We start from the raw sequence: 19,853 nt of genomic DNA on the forward strand, positions 1-19,853 counted from the left end.
TGGCGGAGCTCAAGCGTCACATGGGTTTGGCCGAGCGTCTATGAAGCAAAGCTTCATGCGACAGCCGAACGACCACAATCTATGATTGTGGGCCGGACCCCGCAGGGGGCCGAAGGAGCGTGTTTCAGAAGGGGGTACCGCCATCCTGGTCTTGCACCAGCGCCTAGAGCCAGTCATTCAGCATAATGCCANNGCCAGGGATGGCGGAGCTCAAGCGTCACATGGATGTGCCGCAGGAGCGTGTTTACGGAGGCCCTCCACCCCACTTGGCCTTGCACCAAAGTTAGAGCGTGTTGGACGATATTATTAAAGCCAGTCATTCAGCATAATGCCAAACCCGACCCGCTCAATCCGCTCGTTATAGTCAATCAGGCTCTCCCCATACCCGTTGTAATACTGGAAGAACCCCTTCAGCGTATCCCCCATGGGAAAACTGTACCCGAACTCCACCGACGTCCGGTTATCCGACCTCAGATTATTCAGCAGCTTCAAAGAAAACGTCCGATCTTCCGTCAGCTTGTAAACCGCGTGATAACTGGCGTGGCCCAGATAGCTCTCTATGTCTTCGTTGTCGTCGCTGCTGCTGTTTTCCGGCAAGCGATACCAGGGCTGAACCATAAACAGCCAGCGATCCACACTATAGGCAACGGAACCCATAATCCGGTTCCAGCTCCGGGACCGGGGGTCAGGCTGTCCGTTTGACTGGTGATTAAAGCCCACCGACACCGCACTGAGCGTACCGGGACCGAGATCCCAGTTCAGGGCGTGCCTGAAAAACAGCTCCGGCTCATAGTTGGTCTCCCGGAAAGGCGCCGATTCATCCTGGTTGTAGACCTGCCAGAAGGATTTCTGGGTGTAGCCAAACCAGAAGGTTGTGCGGTCGTCGAAAATGCCCGTCAGCAACGGAACCTTGAAGCTGATCTGGTACTTGGCTTCCTCGTTTTCCAGGTTGTAGTCATAATCGATAGCTCCCAGTCGCGGGCTTGCGGGCAAGGCATTGGGGTCGTCCACCCAGGTGATCGGCAGAATGTAATTGGGCTGATGAGTCACGAAACTGCCGGTAAACGAGAAGATCGCCCGCTCGGCAGAAAGATAGTTGTCCACCAGCGCGGCCATCACCCCGTCATCAGGATCGTCTTCCAGGGCATTACCCACGATCTTCTCCCGGGTTTTCTTGTCGGCCACCAGTTCCTCTGCATCCGCCTCGGCTTCTTCCAGCTGTTCCTCGCTGGCCTGGTCACGCTCGGCCTGAGGGTTGTACTTGGCGTCATAGCAGGCCAGCCGTTGCACACCTTCCTTGATCAGCGCGCAGTTAACATCGGGTTCCTCTGGCCGATCCTGGGCAACAACCAGATTGGCCGTGCCCAACAGAATCAGGGGTAGCAGCTTGAGGCTGGGGGTCATGGGGGCTCCTTATTGGGCGGTACTCAGGCTTATCCAGGTGTTGGCAATGCCGTAAATCCAGACCCCAAGCAGGGTGAGGGTCAGCAGGGCGAAGATCGCGCGATGGCGGGGGCGGCGCTGGTCGTTCGCCGAGGCGACCCAGCGTAGATACATCAACCCGATAAAACTCAGAAAAACGCCCAGGCTGGCAAACGCCGGAATCAGCAGCCAGCCGGCAGAAAGCGGGGTGCCATCGCTTGACTGGTTGCTGAACCAGGCCATCGAGATCAGCAGTACCGCCAGGCTGGAAAACTCCAGGATCAGTAAGGTTTTTCGGCGCTTGTCCGGGGTCGTCTGTTGCTGTTGGTTCATGCGGCGACTCTGGGTTTGAGTGAATGAACGCTATGGTAACCGGAATCCATGGCAAAGGAGCTACAACCTACGAAACTGTCATTAAAATGGTTGAAATCAAATTCTGATTTTGCTCTCTGGTTTTTTTGCGGGGGCTCAATCGCTATAATGCGGCGACCGAAAGATTATAACGCTCAAATGCGAGGTGCATTGTGAAGATGAAGAGAGTCCTGGCTGTTGTTCTGCTTGGTTTTGGCCTGGCCGCCGGCGCCGCAGTGGCAAGTGTTGAAGACGAAATCCGCGAGCGCATCAAGCCGGTGGGCGAAGTGTGTCTGCAGGGTGAAGAGTGTGGCGAGGCTGCTGCACCTGCTGAGACAGCCAGCTCCGGCCCGCGTTCTGGCAGTGAAGTCTACGACGCCGTGTGCATGGCGTGTCATACCACCGGCGCAGCCGGCGCTCCCAAGATCGGTGATACCGCTGCCTGGGCTCCGCGCATTGAGAAAGGTATCGATACCCTGATTGATCACGCCATCAATGGCTTCAACGCCATGCCGGCCAAAGGTGGCTGTGCCAACTGCCCGGATGAGGAAATCACCGCTGCCGTTGAGCATATGGTTGAGCAGAGCAAGTAAGCAATCTGTAACGACCGGACAAACCCCGCCCCGAGCGGGGTTTGTTGTTTCTACAGGCCCAGATCGCCAATCAGGGCGCTGAGAGTCGCCTTGCCCTTTTTCTGGTTCGCTTCTTTGTCCTGGTCGCCCAGTCCCTCCCATTTCACATCCTCTTCCGGCAACTCATCCAGAAAGCGGCTGGGAATGGTCTCCAGTTTTTCCCCGTACTGTTTTCGGGAGGCCGCGTAAGTCAGCGCCAGGGTTTCCCTGGCCCGGGTAATGCCCACGTACATCAGGCGGCGCTCTTCCTCAATGTTGCCTTCCTCGATGCTGCTGCGGTGCGGCAGAATCTCCTCCTCCAGGCCCATAATGAACACATGGGGAAACTCCAGCCCCTTGGAAGCGTGCAGGGTCAGCAACTGAACCTTGTCGCTGTCGTCTTCCTCTTCCCGCTGCTCCATCATGTCCCGCAGTACCAGCTTGGCGATGGCGTCCTCAATGCCGATTTCATCGGCCGTGCCCTTGCCGTCGTCCAGCATGCGCTGGATCGACTCCACCAGGTACCAGATGTTCTCCATCCGGCGTTCGGCCTGTTTCGGGCTACCGGAATGCTGGTGCAGCCACTCTTCGTACTCGATGTCAGTGAACAACTGTTTGATGACCGGGATCGGGTCTTCCGAGAACAGGCGCTCGCAGGTTTTGTCGACCCAGTGGGCGAACCGTCTTAGCCGGTCCAGCCCCTTCTCGGTGACGTGGGTTTCCGCCCCCATATCCCCCAGGGCCTTGAACAGGCTGACATTGCGTGACCGGGCATAGTGACTTAACTGTTCCAGGGTGCGCGGGCCAATCTCCCGGCGCGGCACGTTCACCACCCGCAGGAAGGCCGCATCGTCGTCCGGGTTGATCATCAGCCGCAGGTACGACATCGCATCCTTGATCTCGTTCTTGGAGAAAAACGACTGGCCGCCGGAGATGCGGTAGGGAATCTGGTAGGCCTGCAGTTTCATTTCCAGCAGCCGTGCCTGATGGTTGCCCCGGTAAAGGACTGCGAAATCCCTGAAGTCGAGGCCGTTTTTCAGCTTCTGATCGAGGATCTCGGTGGCCACCCGCTCGGTTTCGGCATCTTCGTTGCGGCAGCGGATGATGCGGATTTCCTCGCCGATGGTGTGGTCACTCCACAGCGCCTTCTCGAACACGTGGGGGTTGTTGGCGATCACCGTGTTGGCGCAGCGCAGGATCCGGCTGGTGGAGCGGTAGTTCTGCTCCAGTTTGACGATCTTCAGGCTCGGGAAGTCATCTTTCAGCTGCGCCAGGTTCTCCGGCCGGGCGCCGCGCCAGGCGTAGATGGACTGGTCGTCATCGCCCACCACGGTAAACGCCGCCCGCTCGGCCACCAGCTGTTTTACGAGCTCGTACTGGCACACGTTGGTGTCCTGGTACTCATCCACCAGCATGTAGCGGATTTTCCGGCGCCACTTGGCAAGCACTTCCGGGTTGTCCCGGAACAGCTGCACCGGCAGCAGAATCAGGTCGTCGAAATCCACCGCGTTGTAGGCTTTCAGGTATTCGTTGTAGTGCTTGTAAACGATGGCAATGCGCTGCTCACGCTCGTCTGCCGCTTTGCTGTAGGCCTCCGCAGGGCTGCGCATGGCGTTTTTCCAGGACGAGATGGTCATCTGCACATCGTTCAGCTCGTCGCCGGCCTCGGCGCTGGCTTCGCGCATCATCAGATCCTGCAGCAGCGCCTTGGCATCTTCGGCGTCGAAAATGGAGAAGCCTGGGTGGTAGCCCAGGTGGGTGTGCTCCTCCCGGATCATGTTCAGGCCAAGATTGTGAAATGTTGATACGATCAGGCCCCGGGTTTTGCCCCGGTCGACAATGCGGCCCACACGCTCTTTCATCTCCCGGGCGGCTTTGTTGGTAAAGGTGACGGCGGCAATGTGTCGCCCCGGGATGCCCAGTTCCTCAATCAGATAGGCAATCTTGCGGGTAATCACGCTGGTTTTGCCGCTGCCGGCACCGGCCAGCACCAGCAGGGGGCCGTCGGCGTAGCGTACCGCTTCATGTTGTCTGGGATTGAGCTTGTTCACAGTGTTGGTGCCAAAGGGGAACGGGGCATGGGTTTTTAGCGTCTGGCTATTCTACACCAGGCCGGCATGCTGTACCTTGCCGATCTATCAGCTATTCTTTATGTAATGGACTACGCTGTTCTGTACCGATATATGGATCTCGCCAGATGACACTGCCCACCGACACCAGGCCTGATTGTTTGCGCCTTCTGGTGCTGACACCGGAATACGCCGACTATCTCTGGTTCAGCGCCATGCTCGCGGATGATTCCGAAATCTGCAGTGACGCCACCTGGTGCCCGGATCTGGTGGACTGTGATGATCTTATTTCCAACGCCAGCTTCGATGTGATCGTCTGGGACTGCGTGTTCCATGGCGGCTCGGAAGCGTCGTTTCTGCAATATCTGTCGGTATCCAGCGAAGACAAACCCATTCTGGCCATGAGTGCCGAACCCTGCCGGGAAAAAGCCAGGGATCTGGTGGGAAATGGTGCGGCGGATTATCTGAGCCGCCGCGACCTGGACCCGTGGAATTTCCGTCGCTCCATCAAATGCCTGTGGTATCGCTCCCAGCTTACGCAATCGGCAAATGGCCAGCTCGGCCGCGAAGTGGCTACCGGGTTTATCAACCGGGACCTGTTCTTTGACCGGCTGCAGCAGGCGTTATTGAGGGCGGAGCGGGCGAATCATCGCCTGGCCCTGTTGCACCTGAATATCGATGATTTCCGTAACATCAACGAATCCTTTGGTTACCAGAAAAGCGATCATTTAATGCTGCGGCTGGCCGAGCGGCTGAGACAAAAGCTGCGACGGGTAGATTCGTTGATGCGCATCGGCGGTGACGAGCTGGCCATCATTGTCGAGAAGGTGGAAGACTCGCTGGACATCACCCAGATCATTCGCAAGGTGGTCACGGCACTGGATGAACCGGTGACGGTGGATGGCCAGAATGTGGTGGTCAGTGCCAGCCTGGGCGTGGCCACCTATCCGGAGGCCGGTGACAGTCCGGAAGAGCTGCTCCGCCGGGCCAACCGGGCGATGTTCGAGGCCAAACGCGATCCGGGCACCAGTTACCGGTTTTACGACCGGCAGCTGCACATTTCCGCGGGCTATCAGCTCCGGCTAGAGGCCGATCTTCGCAATGCCCTGAGGGGTAAGGAACTGGAGCTGTATTATCAGCCCCGGATTGACCTGGCGACGGAAGAGGTGCGAGGGGTGGAGTGCCTGTTGCGCTGGAATCACCCGGAGCGCGGCCTGGTGGGCCCCGACGAGTTTATCCCGGTGGCCGAGCGCAGTGGCCTGATTGTGCCCATCGGCTACTGGGTTATCGAACAGGCCTGCAAGCGGCTGCAGGAGTCTACCGAGCTGGGCTTCCCCGGGCTGGTGTTTGCGGTCAACCTGTCGTTCCGTCAGTTCCATGATCGCAAGATGACCGAAACCATCTTCCGTATCATCTTCAATGCCAACGTCGATACCAGCCTGCTGGAACTGGAGCTGACCGAAAGTGCCATGATGCACGATCCGGAATACGCCCAGCGTTGCCTGCGGGAACTCAACCAGCTGGGTATCAGTTTTGCGCTGGACGATTTTGGCACCGGTTTCTCCTCCCTGAGTAATCTTCAACACCTGCCTATCTCGCTGGTGAAGATCGACAAGTCCTTTGTCCAGGAACTGGGGCAGTCTGCCGATGCCGAGCACATCATCCGGGCTATTATCAGTCTCGCCCACAGCCTGCAGATCAGCGTGGTGGCTGAAGGGGTGGAAACCGAAGGCCAGCTGGAATTCCTGCGCCAGCAACACTGCGATGAAATCCAGGGCTACTATTACGCCCGCCCGATGCCCTGGAACGATCTTGTGCAATTCCTGAACCGCCAGAACCAGTCCGCTTGCCTGCAGAAGTAAGCCGCTGTACCTTTGCGCATTAATTCCGAATGCGATATCAGATCGAGGCAGCATGAACAGTATTTCCCGGCGCATTGCCGAAGAGCTCGGCGTACGTGAACAACAGGTTAATGCCACCGTTACCCTTCTTGATGAAGGTGCTACCGTTCCCTTTATTGCCCGCTACCGAAAAGAAGTGACGGGTTCCCTGGACGACAGCCAGCTGCGGACCCTGGAAGAGCGGTTGCGCTATCTGCGTGAGCTGGAAGACCGCCGGGGCACCATCCTCAACAGCATTGAGGAACAGGGCAAGCTGACCGACGAGCTGCGGGCCTCCATCGAAGCTGCCGACACCAAGAACCGCCTGGAAGACCTTTACCTGCCCTACAAACCCAAGCGCCGCACCAAGGCGCAGATTGCCCGGGAAGCAGGCTTGGAGCCGCTGGCCGATACCCTCTACGACGATCCCACCCAGGATCCGGAAACCGTCGCTGCCGGTTACCTCAATCCGGAAGCCGGCGTTGAGGATGTCAAAGCCGCTCTGGACGGTGCCCGCTACATTCTGATGGAGCGTTTTGCCGAAGATGCCGAGCTGCTTGGCGCCCTGCGCGATTTCGTCTGGCAGGAAGGCCAGCTGAAAGTCACTGTGGTGGAAGGCAAGGAAAACGAAGGCGCCAAGTTCCGGGATTACTTCGACCACGTTGAACCGCTGAGAAAGATTCCGTCGCACCGGGCGCTGGCCATTCTTCGGGGCCGCAATGAGGGCATTCTGGCCTATTCGATTGTTATGGGCGATGCTGAGGAGGATCGCCGTCAGCCCCATCCCGCCGAGCAGCGAATTGCCGCCCACTGGCGCATCCGGGATAACGGCCGGGCCGCCGACAAATGGTTGTCGGATGTGGTGCGCTGGACCTGGCGCGTGAAGTTGTCGACACAGATTGAAACCGATCTGATCGCCCAGGTGCGTGAAGCGGCTGAAACCGAAGCCATCAACGTTTTTGCTGCCAACCTGAAAGATCTGCTCCTGCTCGCTCCGGCAGGTCCGCGGCCAACGCTGGGGCTCGATCCCGGCCTGCGTACCGGGGTCAAGGTGGCGGTAATCGACGGCACCGGCCAGGTAGTGGATCACGGCGCCATTTTTCCCCATGCGCCCCAGAACAAATGGGATCAGTCCATTGCCCAGATGGCAGCCTGGTGTCAGAAGTACAAAATTGAACTGGTGGCTATCGGCAACGGTACCGCCTCCCGGGAAACCGAGAAACTGGTGGGCGACCTCTGCAAACGTTACCCCGAACTGAAGCTGGCCCGCATTGTGGTGAATGAGTCCGGGGCATCAATCTATTCCGCCTCGGAATTTGCCTCCCGCGAACTGCCGGATCTGGATGTCACCATTCGTGGTGCGGTGTCCATTGCCCGCCGTTTGCAGGATCCGCTGGCCGAGCTGGTGAAAATCGAGCCCAAGTCTATCGGCGTGGGGCAGTACCAGCACGATGTGTCCCAGGTACAGCTGTCCCGTAGCCTGGATGCGGTCGTTGAGGACTGTGTAAACGGCGTGGGCGTGGATCTGAATACCGCGTCGGTACCGCTGCTCACCCGGGTGTCTGGCCTGAATCCGAGCATTGCCCAGAACATCGTGGATTTCCGGAACCAGAACGGCAAGTTCACCAGTCGCAAACAGCTGCTGAAGGTGTCTCGATTGGGTGATCGCACCTTTGAACAGGCTGCGGGCTTCCTGCGTATCGCCGGGGGCGAAAACCCTCTGGACCGGTCATCCGTGCATCCGGAAGCCTACGGTGTGGTTGAGGCCATTGCCGAGCGAAATGGCAAGAGGGTGGAGGATATCCTTGGCGATTCCGCGTTCCTGCGCAGTCTTAACCCACAGGACTACGTAACCGAGCAGTTCGGCCTGCCGACCATCAAGGACATTATCTCCGAGCTGGAAAAACCGGGCCGGGACCCGCGACCGGAATTCCGCTTTGCCCATTTCGAGGAAGGGGTGGAAACCCTCAACGACCTCAAACCCGGTATGGTGCTGGAGGGCTCGGTAACCAACGTCACCAACTTCGGTGCCTTTGTGGATATCGGCGTTCACCAGGATGGCCTGGTGCACATCTCGGCCTTGTCCCATACTTTCGTGAAAGATCCGAGAGAAGTGGTCAAGGCCGGTGACATCGTCAAGGTCAAAGTGATGGAAGTGGACATTCCCCGTAAGCGGATTGGCCTGTCCATGCGTATGGATGACCAGCCGGGGGCGGACAACAAGCCAGCCCGGGGCGCAGACCGGAACTCTGGCCGCAGTGCAGGGCGCAAACCTCAGGCCGGCCAGGGCGCACCTCAAGGTGCCATGGCTGGCGCTCTGGCCCAGGCTATGGCCTCTGCCCGTAAGAACGGCCGTTAACCCCTTCCACTGATTCACAGCCGTTACGTCTCACAAGGGCGTAACGGCTGCAACAGGAGCTCAACATGGCACAATCCCGCCACTCCCTGTTCCAACAGTTTGCCGCCAGTGACTGGGACGGTTTCCTCAAAGGGGTCGAAAAGGAAGGCCTGCGCGTCGATGCCAATGGCTTCATTGCCCAGACACCACATCCGGAAGCCCTGGGCTCCGCACTGACCCACCCCCGTATCACGACCGACTACTCGGAAGCCCTGCTGGAACTGATCACGCCGGTCTTCGACAATACTGAAGCTATGCTGGCCTCGTTGCGGGATATACATCGGTTCGTCCAGCAGAACCTGGATAACGAAGTGTTCTGGGCCGCGAGCATGCCCTGCGAGATTGACGGCGATGCCAGCATTCCCATTGCCGAGTACGGCAGCTCCAACACTGGCCGGCTCAAGCATGTGTATCGTCAGGGTCTGGCGGTGCGTTATGGCCGGATCATGCAGAGTATTGCAGGCGCCCATTACAATCTTTCCCTGCCGGACAGTTTCTGGCGCAAATGGCAGGAACTGGTGGGCAACAAGGATAGCCTCAGGGATTTCAAATCAGACCAGTACTTCTGGCTGATCCGGAATTTCCGCCGCCGCAGCTGGTTGCTGATGCTGCTGTTTGGCGCCTCGCCGGCACTGGATGCCAGTTTCGTGGCCGGCGTCCGGCACGACCTGGCCCGGTTCGATGATCGCACCTGGTTCGGCCAGCACGCCACGTCTTTGCGCATGGGGGATCTGGGTTACCACAATAATGCCCAGGCCTCGCTGAACATCTGCTTCAATGAGCTGAGCACTTATACCAGGACACTGGATCGCGCGATCCACACCAACTGGCCAGCCTATGAAGCCATTGGCACCCGGCGCAATGGCGAGTTTGTCCAGATCAATACCAATGTGCTTCAGATTGAAAACGAGTACTACAGCGCGGTACGTCCCAAGCGTACCACTGAGCGGGGAGAAAAGCCGATCCAGGCTCTGGATGCCCGGGGTGTGGAATACATTGAGGTGCGTTGTCTGGACCTGGATCCGTTCTCGCCGGTGGGCGTGAACCGCGAGCAGATCGACTTCCTCGATCTGTTCCTGCTGGATTGCCTGCTTACCGATTCTCCCCGTATTGAAGACGATGAGTGCGAACGGCTTGATGACAACTACAAGGACGTGGTCGCCAGCGGTCGCTTGCATTCACTCAGTCTGTGCCGGGGAGGGCAGCGAGTGCCTGTGGGCGAGGCCGCCGTTGAATGGCTGGAGCGCTTGCAGCCCCTGGCAGAGCTGCTGGATGGCTGGAATGATAGCGATACTTACAGGTCGGCTCTGACGGCTCAACGGTCGAAGCTGGAGGGCAATGATTGGGCGGTGCCTTCTGCTCGAGTGCTTGAGGCCATGGGGCAGACAGGCCTGGGCCACCGCGACTGGGTGCAGGCGATATCCCGTGAACACCAGCAAACTCTGAAGTCGGAGCCACTGGCACCCGAGGTGTTGGCGGACTTCCGTGCCATGAGTGCGCAGTCCCTGGTCGAGCAGAAAGAGCAGGAAGCTGCGGACAGCCAGTCATTTCCGGAGTTTCTGGAAGCCTACCTGAAATCCTGACGCCGCTTGCGTCACGTCCGGAAAGGGACGTGACGCACAGAACCGGTTGTCCGGTTTGCTGGATCTGTTACCTGCTGTTACTTTCTATTACATCAGGTAAGGAGGTGGCCCATGGCAACGGATATCAAGCTCGGCTGGGATGTAGAAGCGTTGAACAAGGCCTACCGGCAGGGATACATGGCTGGCGAGATGGGCATGGACAAAACCCGCTGCCCATACCGCGGTGAGGTCATTATTGCCGCCTGGGAAGCCGGTTGGGACGATGCCGGTCAGGTCCGGAAACAGCGCCCGCAACAGGATGACGATCTGTTCTCACGCATCGCCTGATCCCCTGCCACCGCCCGGTGAGCGCCGCAACTAGCGCTGAACTACAAACTCGGTAAACAGCACTCCGGTAATGGTTTCTCCGGTTTGCTGCTCCTCCAGCACCCCGTTTATCCGTTTGGTTGCTTCTTCCCGCAGCGCCTGCTGGCCGTCCATGGAAGATAATTGGTCAAGATCCGTCTGCTCACCAAACAGCATCACCAGTTCGTGCCGTAACCTCGGCATGTGCGCTTCTACCGCCGGCCGGGTGGTTTCGCGGGAGGCCCGGATGGTTACAGAGGCCTTGAGATAGGCCACTTTCGCATCCGGTTTGCCGACATGAGTGACGAACGCCGGTTCCATGGCGATATAGTCGGTAACCCCCTTCACTTCGGTTTCGTCATCAGCTTCCTCTGCCATGGCGGGCAGGGGTGGCATCAGTGCGCACAGGGTCAGTAACAGGGCCGGCGTCAGTTTTCTGAGAATGGTCATAGGCTTGGCGTTAGTCATGGGTTAGGATTGGTTCAGTGTTTCATGGCACGCTGGTTTTTCTCTGAGAATATCAGGCCATGGAAGCTTGTGCAGTCCACATCATGATTCCGGGGTAGCGTTTTGACAAGCAGATGGATATTCGGGTTGGTATTTCTGGTGTGCGCCGGGTTGCTGGCGGTGGCCTTTTACATGGAGCACGTGATGGGTCTGGAGCCATGCCCGTTGTGCTGGTTGCAGCGTTTCGGATTTATGGGTGCAGGGCTGGTGAGTCTGTTGGCGTTTCTGCACGGACCCCGCGGGTTCGGCAACCGGGTCTACGGGCTGTTACTGATTGTTGCCGCCGGCGCTGGTCTCGCGGTGGCGGGGCGTCAGCTATGGTTACAGAGTCTGCCGGCGGACCAGGTGCCTGCCTGTGGTCCCTCGGTTGATTACATGCTCGAGGTACTACCCTGGTTTGAAGTGCTGCAAACCGCTTTGAAAGGCACGGGTGATTGCGCCGAAGTGGTCTGGCGTTTTCTCGGTTTGAGTATCCCCGGATGGACCGCGGTCTTTTTTAGCCTGCTGATTGTACTGGGGCTGTTTGTGATGCTGCGACGCTATTCTCCCCGGGACTGGTTGCAGAGCTGAAACAGTTGCGGCTGACCATGACCATGGGGTAACTTGAATGCCACATAATAATTATCAAGACTAGATCCAGAGAACGGGCGGATTGACCGAGGGGAGACAGGCGTCATGTTGGAAAATTGCCGGAATGCCAGGGAGCGTTGGGGTGGTGTCAGCGAGCTGATTGATCGCTGGCTGAAGGAGCGCCAGGAGCTTCTGGTTCAGTATTGCGAGTTGTCTGGAGAAAGTGATTTTTCCCAGACCGATGCCCTCCGCGAAAAATTCGTCCGCCTGTGCGAAGTGCTGGTGGATTATGTTTCGGCCGGCCACTTTGAAGTCTACGAACAGCTGATTCAGGAGGCCCGTGAGTTCAACGATGGCGGTCTCGAACTGGCAGCAAAGCTCTATCCCCGGATCGAGCAGACCACGGAAGTGGCATTGAACTTCAATGATCGTCTGGATGGCCGGGAGCTGTCCGAGGTCGACGTCAAGGAATTGTTCAACGAGCTGTCACGGCTTGGAGAAGTGCTGGAGTCACGCTTCGAGATGGAAGATTTCCTGATTGAGAATCTGCATAACGCCCATGCGGGTAAGGTTGCGTCGGCCTGAGTGCCTCCACCCGAAACCGCATTACCCGCAATAAAAAAACCGGCCCCAGAAATGGCGCCGGTTTTTTATTGCCTGCCGGAGTGCTGGCCAGAGCTTATTCGTCTGAACCAGCGTCGTCCTGCCCCGGATTTACGGCGATCAGCTCGACATCAAATACCAGGGTCTCGTTGGGGCCAATAGCCTGGTTGCCGCCCGGGCCGTAGGCCAGGTCAGACGGGATATAAAGCTTGTAACGAGCACCTTCGCTCATCAGCTGCAGGCCTTCTGTCCAGCCAGGAATCACCTGGTTCAGGCCAAAGGTCACGGTTTGCCCGCGCTCACGGGAGCTGTCGAATACCTCACCGTTGATCAGTTCGCCGGTGTAGTGGACTTCCACCTGATCCTCGGCGGTTGGGCGCTCACCGTTACCTTCTTCAATCACTTCGTATTGGAGACCGGATTCTGTGGTCTCAACGCCTTCACGCTCGGCATTTTCGGCCAGGAAAGCCTCGCCGGCATCCTTGTTCTTCTGCGCGAGTTCTTCCAGTTGCTGCTCCTGCTTTTGCTGGAGCTCCTGCTGGTAGGCCATCAGCGCTTCCTGGATCTGCTCGCGGGTCAGTCGCTTGCTGTCTTCATCACCGGCATGGCCATGCTGGATGCCCTGAAGGAACTGGTCCATCTGGAGATCCGGCAAGTCGTTGCTCATGCGCTCACCCAGCACCAATCCCATGCCATAGCTGACTTTCTCTGGCGTGGTTTCAAGGGCTGGATCGTTTGCCGGTTCCTGGGCAGTTGAGCAACCGGCAATCAGGCCGGTAACGGCGATAGCCAAAAGCGTTTTCTTCATCATTTCATCCTTTCCACGTGTTTCTGGGCTCTCTGGCCCTGGATTCTGAAAGTCAACAAGGTAACGGGTTCAGCAGCAGGATGCCACTGAACATGTGTTAATCAGAGACTCATTTCGCGGCAATGACCAACCCGTGTCAGGAGCCGCTGGCGGGTGAGCCATTAAGCGAATAGGGGGCCTGGTAGGGGGACTGCCAGTCATCTTCCGGGCTGATGGTCTGCGGCTTCCGGGGCACGGGGTCTGGGCGCTCAATGGCCAGGGCATTCCAGGGGCCCTGGGCCGGGGGCTGATCGGCATAGTGCCAGTTGCCATCGGTGTCCTGCCACTTGAAAACGATATCCGGGCCTTCGGTGGGAATCGGCGATGGCAGCAACCCCTCAAAGGAGGGAATCGTCGTCGCCTGCTCGGTTTTCACCGGTTCCGAGACCTGGTCGGGATCGCCGAGGCCGAAGAAAATCAGCAGCAGCAGAAGGCCGAGCGCCGGAAACGAAAGCCGGATCAGCCATTTCATGAACATGATGGGCCGCCTCTGGTGGTCTGGCCTGCAAGCCGGCTGGCCAGAAGTTCAAGATGAGGTTTTACCCGCGTGGGTATGTTGTCGGACGGCGCGGCAGCGACAAGATTCTGCCCGATGATGGTGCCTGATTCCTGCATGATTCCGCGCTCCGCTTCGGATTCTTTCAACGTTTGCCAGGCCAGAGCCAGCTCCAGCTGTTCGGCCAGCAGTTCTGCCCTCGCCAGAGTATCCCGCAACTCCACGCCATGATCATTGGCTCGGGGAACAGACTTGCGGGCGGAGCGAAGGCAACCGGTTACACGGCTTCGCCACTCTGTTACCTTAGCGTCCTCAACGCCAGAGAACGACTGACCCTGCGTGGCGAGCCAGCCGGCACAGAGGATGCGACTTACGCTCCATCCCTCGGATTGCAGCTCAAGACAGGCCTCAGCCACCTGCGGATCCTGCCATTGGGCGAGGGCATAACGCCATAACGGATTGTCTGGTTCCATGTGTTCTGGAAGTTCCAGCGGCTCCGCTTGTTGAACGGTCATGTTGGCGCTTCCCTGGCAGTAATCCATGGATAGATTAAATCTATGTTAACGATAACCGATCTCAGTTTACAACGGGGCGGCGTCTGGTTGCTAGAAAACGTGAACCTGACCGTGCAACCGGGGCAGCGCGTTGCCATTGTTGGTGCTAACGGTGCCGGCAAATCCAGTCTTTTCCAGCTTTTGCTGGGGCAGCTTGCTCCCGAGCAAGGCAGCGTGGGGTTGCCCGGTGGCTGCCGGATTGCCCATATGGCTCAGGAAGTCGCGGCTTCGTCCAGGTCCGCCCGGGATTTTGTGCTGGATGGCGACACCGAGTTGCGGCGAATGGAGCGGGCGCTGGCCGAAGCGGAAGCGGGTGGTGACGACCATGCCATTGCCCGCCTGCACGGGGAGCTGGATATTCACGAAGCCTGGTCCGCACCGCGTCGGGCCGAGACTCTGCTCAGGGGCCTGGGCTTCGCCGACAGCGATGCCGAGCGCCCGGTTTCGGCATTTTCCGGTGGCTGGCGTATTCGACTGAATCTGGCCCAGGCACTGATGCGTCCCTCCGATCTGCTGTTGCTGGATGAGCCCACCAACCACCTGGATCTGGATGCCTGTCTGTGGCTGGAGAACTGGCTCAGAAAGTATCCTGGTACCTTGCTGTTTATTTCTCACGACCGTGACTTCATGGACCGTGTGGCTACGCATCTGGTGCATTTTGATCAGAAGCAGTTGGTGCTTTATACGGGAAATTACTCAGCCTTCGAGCGTCAGCGCTCCGAGCGCCTGGCCCAGCAGCAGGCCAGTTTCGAGCGTCAGCAAGCGAGAATTGCGGAGATCCAGCGTTTTATTGATCGCTTCAAGGCCAAGGCCACCAAAGCCCGGCAGGCCCAGAGCCGCGTCAAGGCACTGGAGCGGATGGAAAAGATTGCGCCCGCGCACGTGGACTCACCCTTCAGTTTCGAGTTCCCGGTCGCGGACAAGGTCTCCAATCCATTGCTGTCCATTCGCCACGGGGTCGCGGGCCATGGGGATGTGCCCATTCTGAAGAACATCAATGTCACCCTGTTGCCCGGCACCCGGGTTGGTTTGCTGGGGCCGAACGGGGCCGGTAAGTCCACCTTTATGGATGCCCTTCGCGGCACCGGAACCCTGCTCAGTGGTGAGCGCACCTGTGGCGAACACCTGGCCATCGGCTATTTCGCCCAGCATCAGCTGGAGTCCCTGGATCTCGACGCCAGTCCGTTCCTGCACCTGCAGCGTCTTGCGCCAACCGCATCGGAGCAGAAAGTCCGGGACTTCCTGGGCGGCTTCGATTTTCACGGCGACGAAGCACTTGCGCCCATTCGCTCGTTTTCGGGCGGTGAGAAGGCCCGGGTAGCGCTTGCCGTTATCGCTTGGCAGAAACCCAATCTGCTGTTGCTGGATGAGCCCACGAACCATCTGGACCTGGAAATGCGACAGGCCCTGACCATGGCGCTCCAGAACTTCGAGGGCGCCATCGTGGTGGTATCCCACGACCGCCACTTGCTGCGCAACACGGTGGATGAGTTCTGGTTGGTATGCGATGGCGCTGTTGGCGAGTACGAGGGCGACCTGGAGGATTACGAACGCTGGTTGGCGGAACGTCGGAAAGATGAGGAATCGCCACCCCGGCGTGAAGTGGCCGAGGGTCAGGAAAAGTCAGTGAATACCGCCGGACCCGCGACCCTGACGGCGGATGAACGCAAGGCCCGCAAGCGCCAGGAAGCCGAACTGCGACAGAAACTCAGCCCGTGGCGGAAAAAACAGGGAACGCTTGAGGCCCGTATGGAACAGTTGCAGCAACAGCTAGCCACCGTGGAGCAGAATCTTGCCGACCCAGGTCTTTACGATGACCAGCAAAAGGTTCGGCTCAAGGGACTGCTGGCGGAGCAGGCAGAGCTCAAGCGCGAGCTGGAAGGCATTGAAGCCGAGTGGCTGGAGGTGAGCGAAACTGTGGAGAGCCTGGAGGCGGAACTGGCTGGCTGAGGCCGGCCAGTGTTACCGGCCCGAGATCTCCAGGGTAAAGTCCTGGCGTGCCAGATAGTCCCGTTCGTTCTCCAGGTCTGCGAGGGTCAGCGGGCGGTTGTCCAGCCAGCCCTCGGGGAACTCGACTACCAGGCGGTTATCGTGGCCGTGAAGGGTGAAGGCGGGGGGTTCTTCCAGGTTGCGTGGGTGTTGGATCAGCACCGCCAGTCGCACCAGCACGCAAAGGTAGGTCAGGCGGGGTTTGTCCTCGGGCTCGATACCCTCGAAAACCGCCGACGAGAACTTCCGGCGATGGCCTCGGACCAGAGTGGCCAGATCCTTCTGGAACGGCTGACTGAAGCCGGGTAAATCGGAATAACGCAACAGGTAGGCGCCGTGCTTGTGGTACTGGCTGTGGGAAATGGTCAGGCCGATCTCGTGCAGCCGGCAGGCCCAGCGCAGCACGTCTTCATCGGCGGCGGTGCGCAGGCCCCATTGCCCCGCCACCTGTTCCCAAGCGGCAATCGCGGTGTTCTCGACCGCTGCGCCGTGAGCCTGGTCTACGTGGTAACGCTCCTGCAGCGCCGCAATCGTGCGTTCACGAACGTCCTCGTGCTGGATGCGTCCGACAATGTCGTACAGCAGGCCTTCACGCAGGGCGCCGTCGGCAAAGGTCATGGTCTGGATGTCGAGTGAACGGAACGCGGCCATCAGAATGGCAAAGCCGGCGGGGAAAATGCTCTGGCGATCTTCCCTTACCCCCAGTTCGGCCAGTTTCTCCACCTTGCCCATGCTCACCAGGCGCTTGCGCAGCTCTTCCATGCCGTCGCGGTTAATGGAGCCGTCGGTAATCTTCAGGGTTGCCAGCACGTTGGCAATCGCCTTGATCGAGCCGGAAGAGCCCACCGCGCTCTGCCACCCCACTGAACGATAGTGCTGACGGATATTCAGCAGTTCCTGCTCGGCGTGGGTAATGGCCTTGTCCATCTGGCGCCGGGTAATCTTGCCATCGGGAAAGTAGCGGTTGCGGAACGAGACGCACCCCATGTGCAGACTTTCCAGCTCCTGGGGTTCGAAACGCTGTCCGATGATGAATTCCGTGCTGCCGCCGCCAATATCAATCACCAGCCGCCGACCGGAATCGTCCGACAGGGTATGGGAGACACCGAGATAGATTAACCGCGCTTCCTCACGCCCGGCGATGATCTCTACCGGATAACCCAGCACCTCCTCGGCACGGGCAATGAAATCGTGAGCATTGCGGGCGACCCGGAGGGCATTGGTGCCGACGATCTGGACTGCTTCCCGGGGCATGCCCTGAAGGCGCTGGGCAAACCGGCTCAGACATTCGAGGGCCCGCTGCTGAGTTTCTTCGGTCAGCCGATTATACTGATCCAGCCCCGCGCCAAGCTGGACTTTCTCGCCCATCTTCTCAACCGTGCGTATTTCGCCATGCACCAGACGGGCGACGACCATATGAAAACTGTTGGAGCCCATATCGATGGCTGCCAGCATGTCCGGGGAGGTTTCAGGCTTCTCGGCAGGGGATGCGGCCGTCACGTTGATAGGCGTCCTGTGTGATATGAACTTGGCCGTACTATAAGTGAAACTTCCCGGCCGTGTCAGTAACTCGCTGCGGACATTACTGACACGGATCAACCCGAGGGTAGATACAACCGGCTTCACATCAGGGCCGGCAATCGCGTAAAGTAATAGTCTGTCTTAATCCGGGTGGGCGGCCGGTCCGTAAAGAGAACACCGTCCACTACAGTCAACAGCGACTCCCGAAGGGCCGGAATCCAAGCCCCGGAGCGCCTGAATCAGGAAAAGGTAATGAGCGGAAATATCGTTAATGTCACCGACGCTTCCTTCGAGCAGGATGTACTGAAGTCCGACGTTCCGGTACTGGTAGACTACTGGGCCGAGTGGTGTGGCCCGTGCAAAATGATTGCTCCGGTTCTGGAAGAAATCGCTGACGAATACGAAGGCAAGCTTAAGGTCTGCAAACTCAACATCGACGAAAACGAACAGACCCCGCCCAAGTTCAACATCCGTGGTATCCCGACCCTGATGCTGTTCAAGAACGGCAACGTGGATGCCACCAAAGTAGGCGCGCTGTCCAAATCGCAGCTGGCTGCCTTCCTCGACAGCAACCTCTGATCCGCTGTTGAAGGAAACCGCCCCTGAACAACGCTTCACGGGCGGTTTTTTTATGCCATGACCCGACCCGACAGAATCATCGGCCTGCTCCTGGCAGGCGGCAAAGGCACCCGCATGGGCGGCCAGGACAAAGGCCTCGTACCCTGGCAAGGCAAAGCCATGGCCGAATGGGTGCTGCAGGCCCTTAGGACCATCACCCCGGCCGTCTTCGTCAGCGCCAACCGCTCGCTGCCGGACTACGAACGCCTGGCTCCCGGCCGTATCCTTGAGGATCCTCCTGAACTACGCGACCAGGGCCCTCTGGCGGGCCTGCTCACGGGCCTGAAAGCCGCGGAAGTCCAGGGCGCCGAAGCCGTGCTGGTTTGCCCCTGTGACACCCCGGGAATCACCCCGGCAACCCTCAGCGCCCTGGTCACCGCCTGGCAAACCCAACCCGACCGCCCGGCTATTGCCGAACATAACGGCCGCCTGCACCCGTTGCACGGTGTGTATCCGGTAAATGTAATGGTGGAGCTGGACCGCTGGCTGGCGTTGGACAACCGCCGGGTGATGGGATTTGCCGAATCGGTGGGGGCGGTGGCGGTAGATTGTCCGGAAGCTGACGAAGTGTTCAAGAATCGCAACAATTTTAGGGATTTGGAACGCTAATCCGATCGCTGCAGGATCAACTGACTGCATACGTAGGGCGCTGGTCTGGTGGGGCCTCCGAAAATGCTCGGAGCCATGGATGGCGGAGAGCAAGCGTACAGGGACGTATTCACAGCGGTTTTCGGAGGCCCCACCAGACCAGTGGCCGGGCGGCAAACTCCAATAAGCGCCTCACTCCCAGTTCCGACTCCGGGCAACATCAGACTCTTTCTGCTCCACCCAATGCTCACCCTCGCGGGTAATCTCCTTCTTCCAGAACGGCGCCGACGTCTTCAAGGCGTCCATAATGAACTCACAGGCCGCAAACGCATCGCCCCGGTGGGCACTGCAAACCCCTACAAACACAATCTGGTCAGCCAGTGCCAAGCGTCCGACCCGGTGAATCACCCGGGCCCGCTGCACATCCCAGCGCCGGCCCGCCTCATCAATCAGCCCCTGAATCACCTGCTCGGTCATCCCCGGATAATGCTCGAGAAACAGCCCCGTCACCCCGGACAGATCCCCGGAATCCCTCACCAGACCCGAGAAGGTCACAATGGCCCCGGTGCCCGGTCCGGTCCCGCGAAGCGCCTCATATTCTGCACCCGCATCGAAATCGTCGGTCTGGATTGAAATCATCTCAACCTCCGGTGACCGGTGGGAAAAAGGCTACCTCATCCCCTGGCTGTACCGGGCTGGACGGCTTTGCCATGGACTGATTGATGGCCACCATCACCGGTTGGCCACCGGTCAGCTGGGCCCAGGCACCGCCCCGGCTGGCCAGGTGGGTAAGCAGGTCCGCGACCGTCTGGTGCTCTGATGCCGGCAGGGTCAGGCTTTCGGTACCCAGCTCTTCTCTTAGTCGGGCGAAAAAACGCACGGTCAGTGTTGGTTCTGTCAT

At 59.0% G+C, this 19,853-nt stretch carries 20 protein-coding genes; 10 read left to right on the plus strand and 10 right to left on the minus strand.

Annotated features, from left to right (window positions below; genetic code table 11):
* Positions 1-306: 306 nt before the first annotated feature.
* Together B3Y70_RS01285 and B3Y70_RS01290 are read right to left on the minus strand one after the other, a co-directional pair.
* On the minus strand, positions 307-1,404 hold the full coding sequence (locus tag B3Y70_RS01285; RefSeq protein ID WP_011784004.1) for a phospholipase A: 1,098 nt from the start codon (positions 1,402-1,404) through the stop codon (positions 307-309).
* 9 nt (positions 1,405-1,413) lie between these two features.
* A complete protein-coding gene (locus tag B3Y70_RS01290; RefSeq protein ID WP_011784005.1) occupies positions 1,414-1,755 on the minus strand; it encodes a hypothetical protein in 342 nt (113 codons plus the stop codon).
* A 197-nt stretch (positions 1,756-1,952) separates the two neighbouring features.
* Between B3Y70_RS01290 and B3Y70_RS01295 the strand changes: the two genes are divergently transcribed.
* Positions 1,953-2,366 carry a c-type cytochrome gene (locus tag B3Y70_RS01295; RefSeq protein ID WP_011784006.1) on the plus strand — a complete coding sequence of 138 codons (414 nt, stop codon included), beginning with the start codon at positions 1,953-1,955 and terminating at the stop codon, positions 2,364-2,366.
* A gap of 50 nt (positions 2,367-2,416) precedes the next feature.
* Here B3Y70_RS01295 and rep read toward each other — a convergent pair whose 3' ends face one another.
* Positions 2,417-4,435 (minus strand): DNA helicase Rep, encoded by a 2,019-nt coding sequence (gene rep / locus B3Y70_RS01300; protein WP_011784007.1) that lies wholly within the window; start codon positions 4,433-4,435, stop codon positions 2,417-2,419.
* 146 nt (positions 4,436-4,581) lie between these two features.
* Here rep and B3Y70_RS01305 point away from each other — a divergent pair, with 146 nt between their 5' ends.
* The 4 genes from B3Y70_RS01305 (at position 4,582) to rmf (ending at position 10,641) form a co-directional block, all read left to right on the plus strand.
* Entirely contained in the window at positions 4,582-6,315 is a 1,734-nt protein-coding gene (locus tag B3Y70_RS01305; RefSeq protein WP_273031245.1) for a GGDEF/EAL domain-containing response regulator, read from the plus strand.
* A 52-nt stretch (positions 6,316-6,367) separates the two neighbouring features.
* Positions 6,368-8,692 (plus strand): Tex family protein, encoded by a 2,325-nt coding sequence (locus B3Y70_RS01310; RefSeq protein ID WP_273031244.1) that lies wholly within the window; start codon positions 6,368-6,370, stop codon positions 8,690-8,692.
* A 65-nt stretch (positions 8,693-8,757) separates the two neighbouring features.
* On the plus strand, positions 8,758-10,314 hold the full coding sequence (gshA, locus tag B3Y70_RS01315; RefSeq protein ID WP_273031242.1) for a glutamate--cysteine ligase: 1,557 nt from the start codon (positions 8,758-8,760) through the stop codon (positions 10,312-10,314).
* 111 nt (positions 10,315-10,425) lie between these two features.
* The gene (gene rmf / locus B3Y70_RS01320) at positions 10,426-10,641 is read left to right on the plus strand and encodes a ribosome modulation factor (RefSeq protein ID WP_222197665.1); all 216 of its coding nucleotides are present in this window, start codon (positions 10,426-10,428) and stop codon (positions 10,639-10,641) included.
* A 30-nt stretch (positions 10,642-10,671) separates the two neighbouring features.
* Here rmf and B3Y70_RS01325 read toward each other — a convergent pair whose 3' ends face one another.
* Positions 10,672-11,127 (minus strand): flagellar basal body-associated FliL family protein, encoded by a 456-nt coding sequence (locus B3Y70_RS01325; RefSeq protein WP_222447603.1) that lies wholly within the window; start codon positions 11,125-11,127, stop codon positions 10,672-10,674.
* Between the two features lie 102 nt (positions 11,128-11,229).
* Here B3Y70_RS01325 and B3Y70_RS01330 point away from each other — a divergent pair, with 102 nt between their 5' ends.
* Both B3Y70_RS01330 and B3Y70_RS01335 read left to right on the plus strand, forming a co-directional pair.
* Positions 11,230-11,736: a disulfide bond formation protein B gene (locus B3Y70_RS01330; protein ID WP_011784013.1), complete on the plus strand. Its 507-nt coding sequence runs from the start codon at positions 11,230-11,232 to the stop codon at positions 11,734-11,736.
* A 105-nt stretch (positions 11,737-11,841) separates the two neighbouring features.
* The gene (locus B3Y70_RS01335) at positions 11,842-12,321 is read left to right on the plus strand and encodes an Rsd/AlgQ family anti-sigma factor (protein ID WP_011784014.1); all 480 of its coding nucleotides are present in this window, start codon (positions 11,842-11,844) and stop codon (positions 12,319-12,321) included.
* A gap of 94 nt (positions 12,322-12,415) precedes the next feature.
* On the opposite strand, the gene B3Y70_RS01340 is transcribed toward B3Y70_RS01335, so the two are convergent.
* The 3 genes from B3Y70_RS01340 to B3Y70_RS01350 all read right to left on the minus strand — a co-directional run bounded on the left by B3Y70_RS01340 (position 12,416) and on the right by B3Y70_RS01350 (position 14,197).
* Entirely contained in the window at positions 12,416-13,147 is a 732-nt protein-coding gene (locus B3Y70_RS01340; protein ID WP_022992112.1) for an FKBP-type peptidyl-prolyl cis-trans isomerase, read from the minus strand.
* 136 nt (positions 13,148-13,283) lie between these two features.
* Positions 13,284-13,664, minus strand: coding sequence for a DUF4124 domain-containing protein (locus tag B3Y70_RS01345; protein WP_023011771.1), 381 nt, complete (start codon positions 13,662-13,664; stop codon positions 13,284-13,286).
* Entirely contained in the window at positions 13,655-14,197 is a 543-nt protein-coding gene (locus B3Y70_RS01350) for a DUF2390 domain-containing protein (RefSeq protein WP_036149388.1), read from the minus strand. The genes B3Y70_RS01345 and B3Y70_RS01350 overlap by 10 nt, the downstream gene beginning before the upstream one ends.
* Before the next feature lie 42 nt (positions 14,198-14,239).
* Between B3Y70_RS01350 and B3Y70_RS01355 the strand changes: the two genes are divergently transcribed.
* Positions 14,240-16,186, plus strand: a complete 1,947-nt coding sequence (locus B3Y70_RS01355) for an ATP-binding cassette domain-containing protein (protein WP_273031237.1) — start codon at positions 14,240-14,242, stop codon at positions 16,184-16,186.
* 12 nt (positions 16,187-16,198) lie between these two features.
* On the opposite strand, the gene ppx is transcribed toward B3Y70_RS01355, so the two are convergent.
* Positions 16,199-17,680 carry an exopolyphosphatase gene (gene ppx, locus B3Y70_RS01360; RefSeq protein WP_273031262.1) on the minus strand — a complete coding sequence of 494 codons (1,482 nt, stop codon included), beginning with the start codon at positions 17,678-17,680 and terminating at the stop codon, positions 16,199-16,201.
* A gap of 318 nt (positions 17,681-17,998) precedes the next feature.
* Here ppx and trxA point away from each other — a divergent pair, with 318 nt between their 5' ends.
* Both trxA and mobA read left to right on the plus strand, forming a co-directional pair.
* On the plus strand, positions 17,999-18,325 hold the full coding sequence (gene trxA, locus B3Y70_RS01365; protein WP_014420340.1) for a thioredoxin TrxA: 327 nt from the start codon (positions 17,999-18,001) through the stop codon (positions 18,323-18,325).
* A 57-nt stretch (positions 18,326-18,382) separates the two neighbouring features.
* A complete protein-coding gene (mobA, locus tag B3Y70_RS01370) occupies positions 18,383-18,973 on the plus strand; it encodes a molybdenum cofactor guanylyltransferase MobA (protein ID WP_273031234.1) in 591 nt (196 codons plus the stop codon).
* 171 nt (positions 18,974-19,144) lie between these two features.
* On the opposite strand, the gene B3Y70_RS01375 is transcribed toward mobA, so the two are convergent.
* Positions 19,145-19,591, minus strand: a complete 447-nt coding sequence (locus B3Y70_RS01375; protein ID WP_273031232.1) for a molybdenum cofactor biosynthesis protein MoaE — start codon at positions 19,589-19,591, stop codon at positions 19,145-19,147.
* A 1-nt stretch (position 19,592) separates the two neighbouring features.
* Positions 19,593-19,853 (minus strand): molybdopterin converting factor subunit 1, encoded by a 261-nt coding sequence (moaD, locus tag B3Y70_RS01380; protein WP_022992119.1) that lies wholly within the window; start codon positions 19,851-19,853, stop codon positions 19,593-19,595.

The organism is Marinobacter sp. UBA5687 (genome assembly GCF_002420325.1).
Taxonomy (GTDB): Bacteria; Pseudomonadota; Gammaproteobacteria; order Pseudomonadales; family Oleiphilaceae; genus Marinobacter; species Marinobacter nauticus.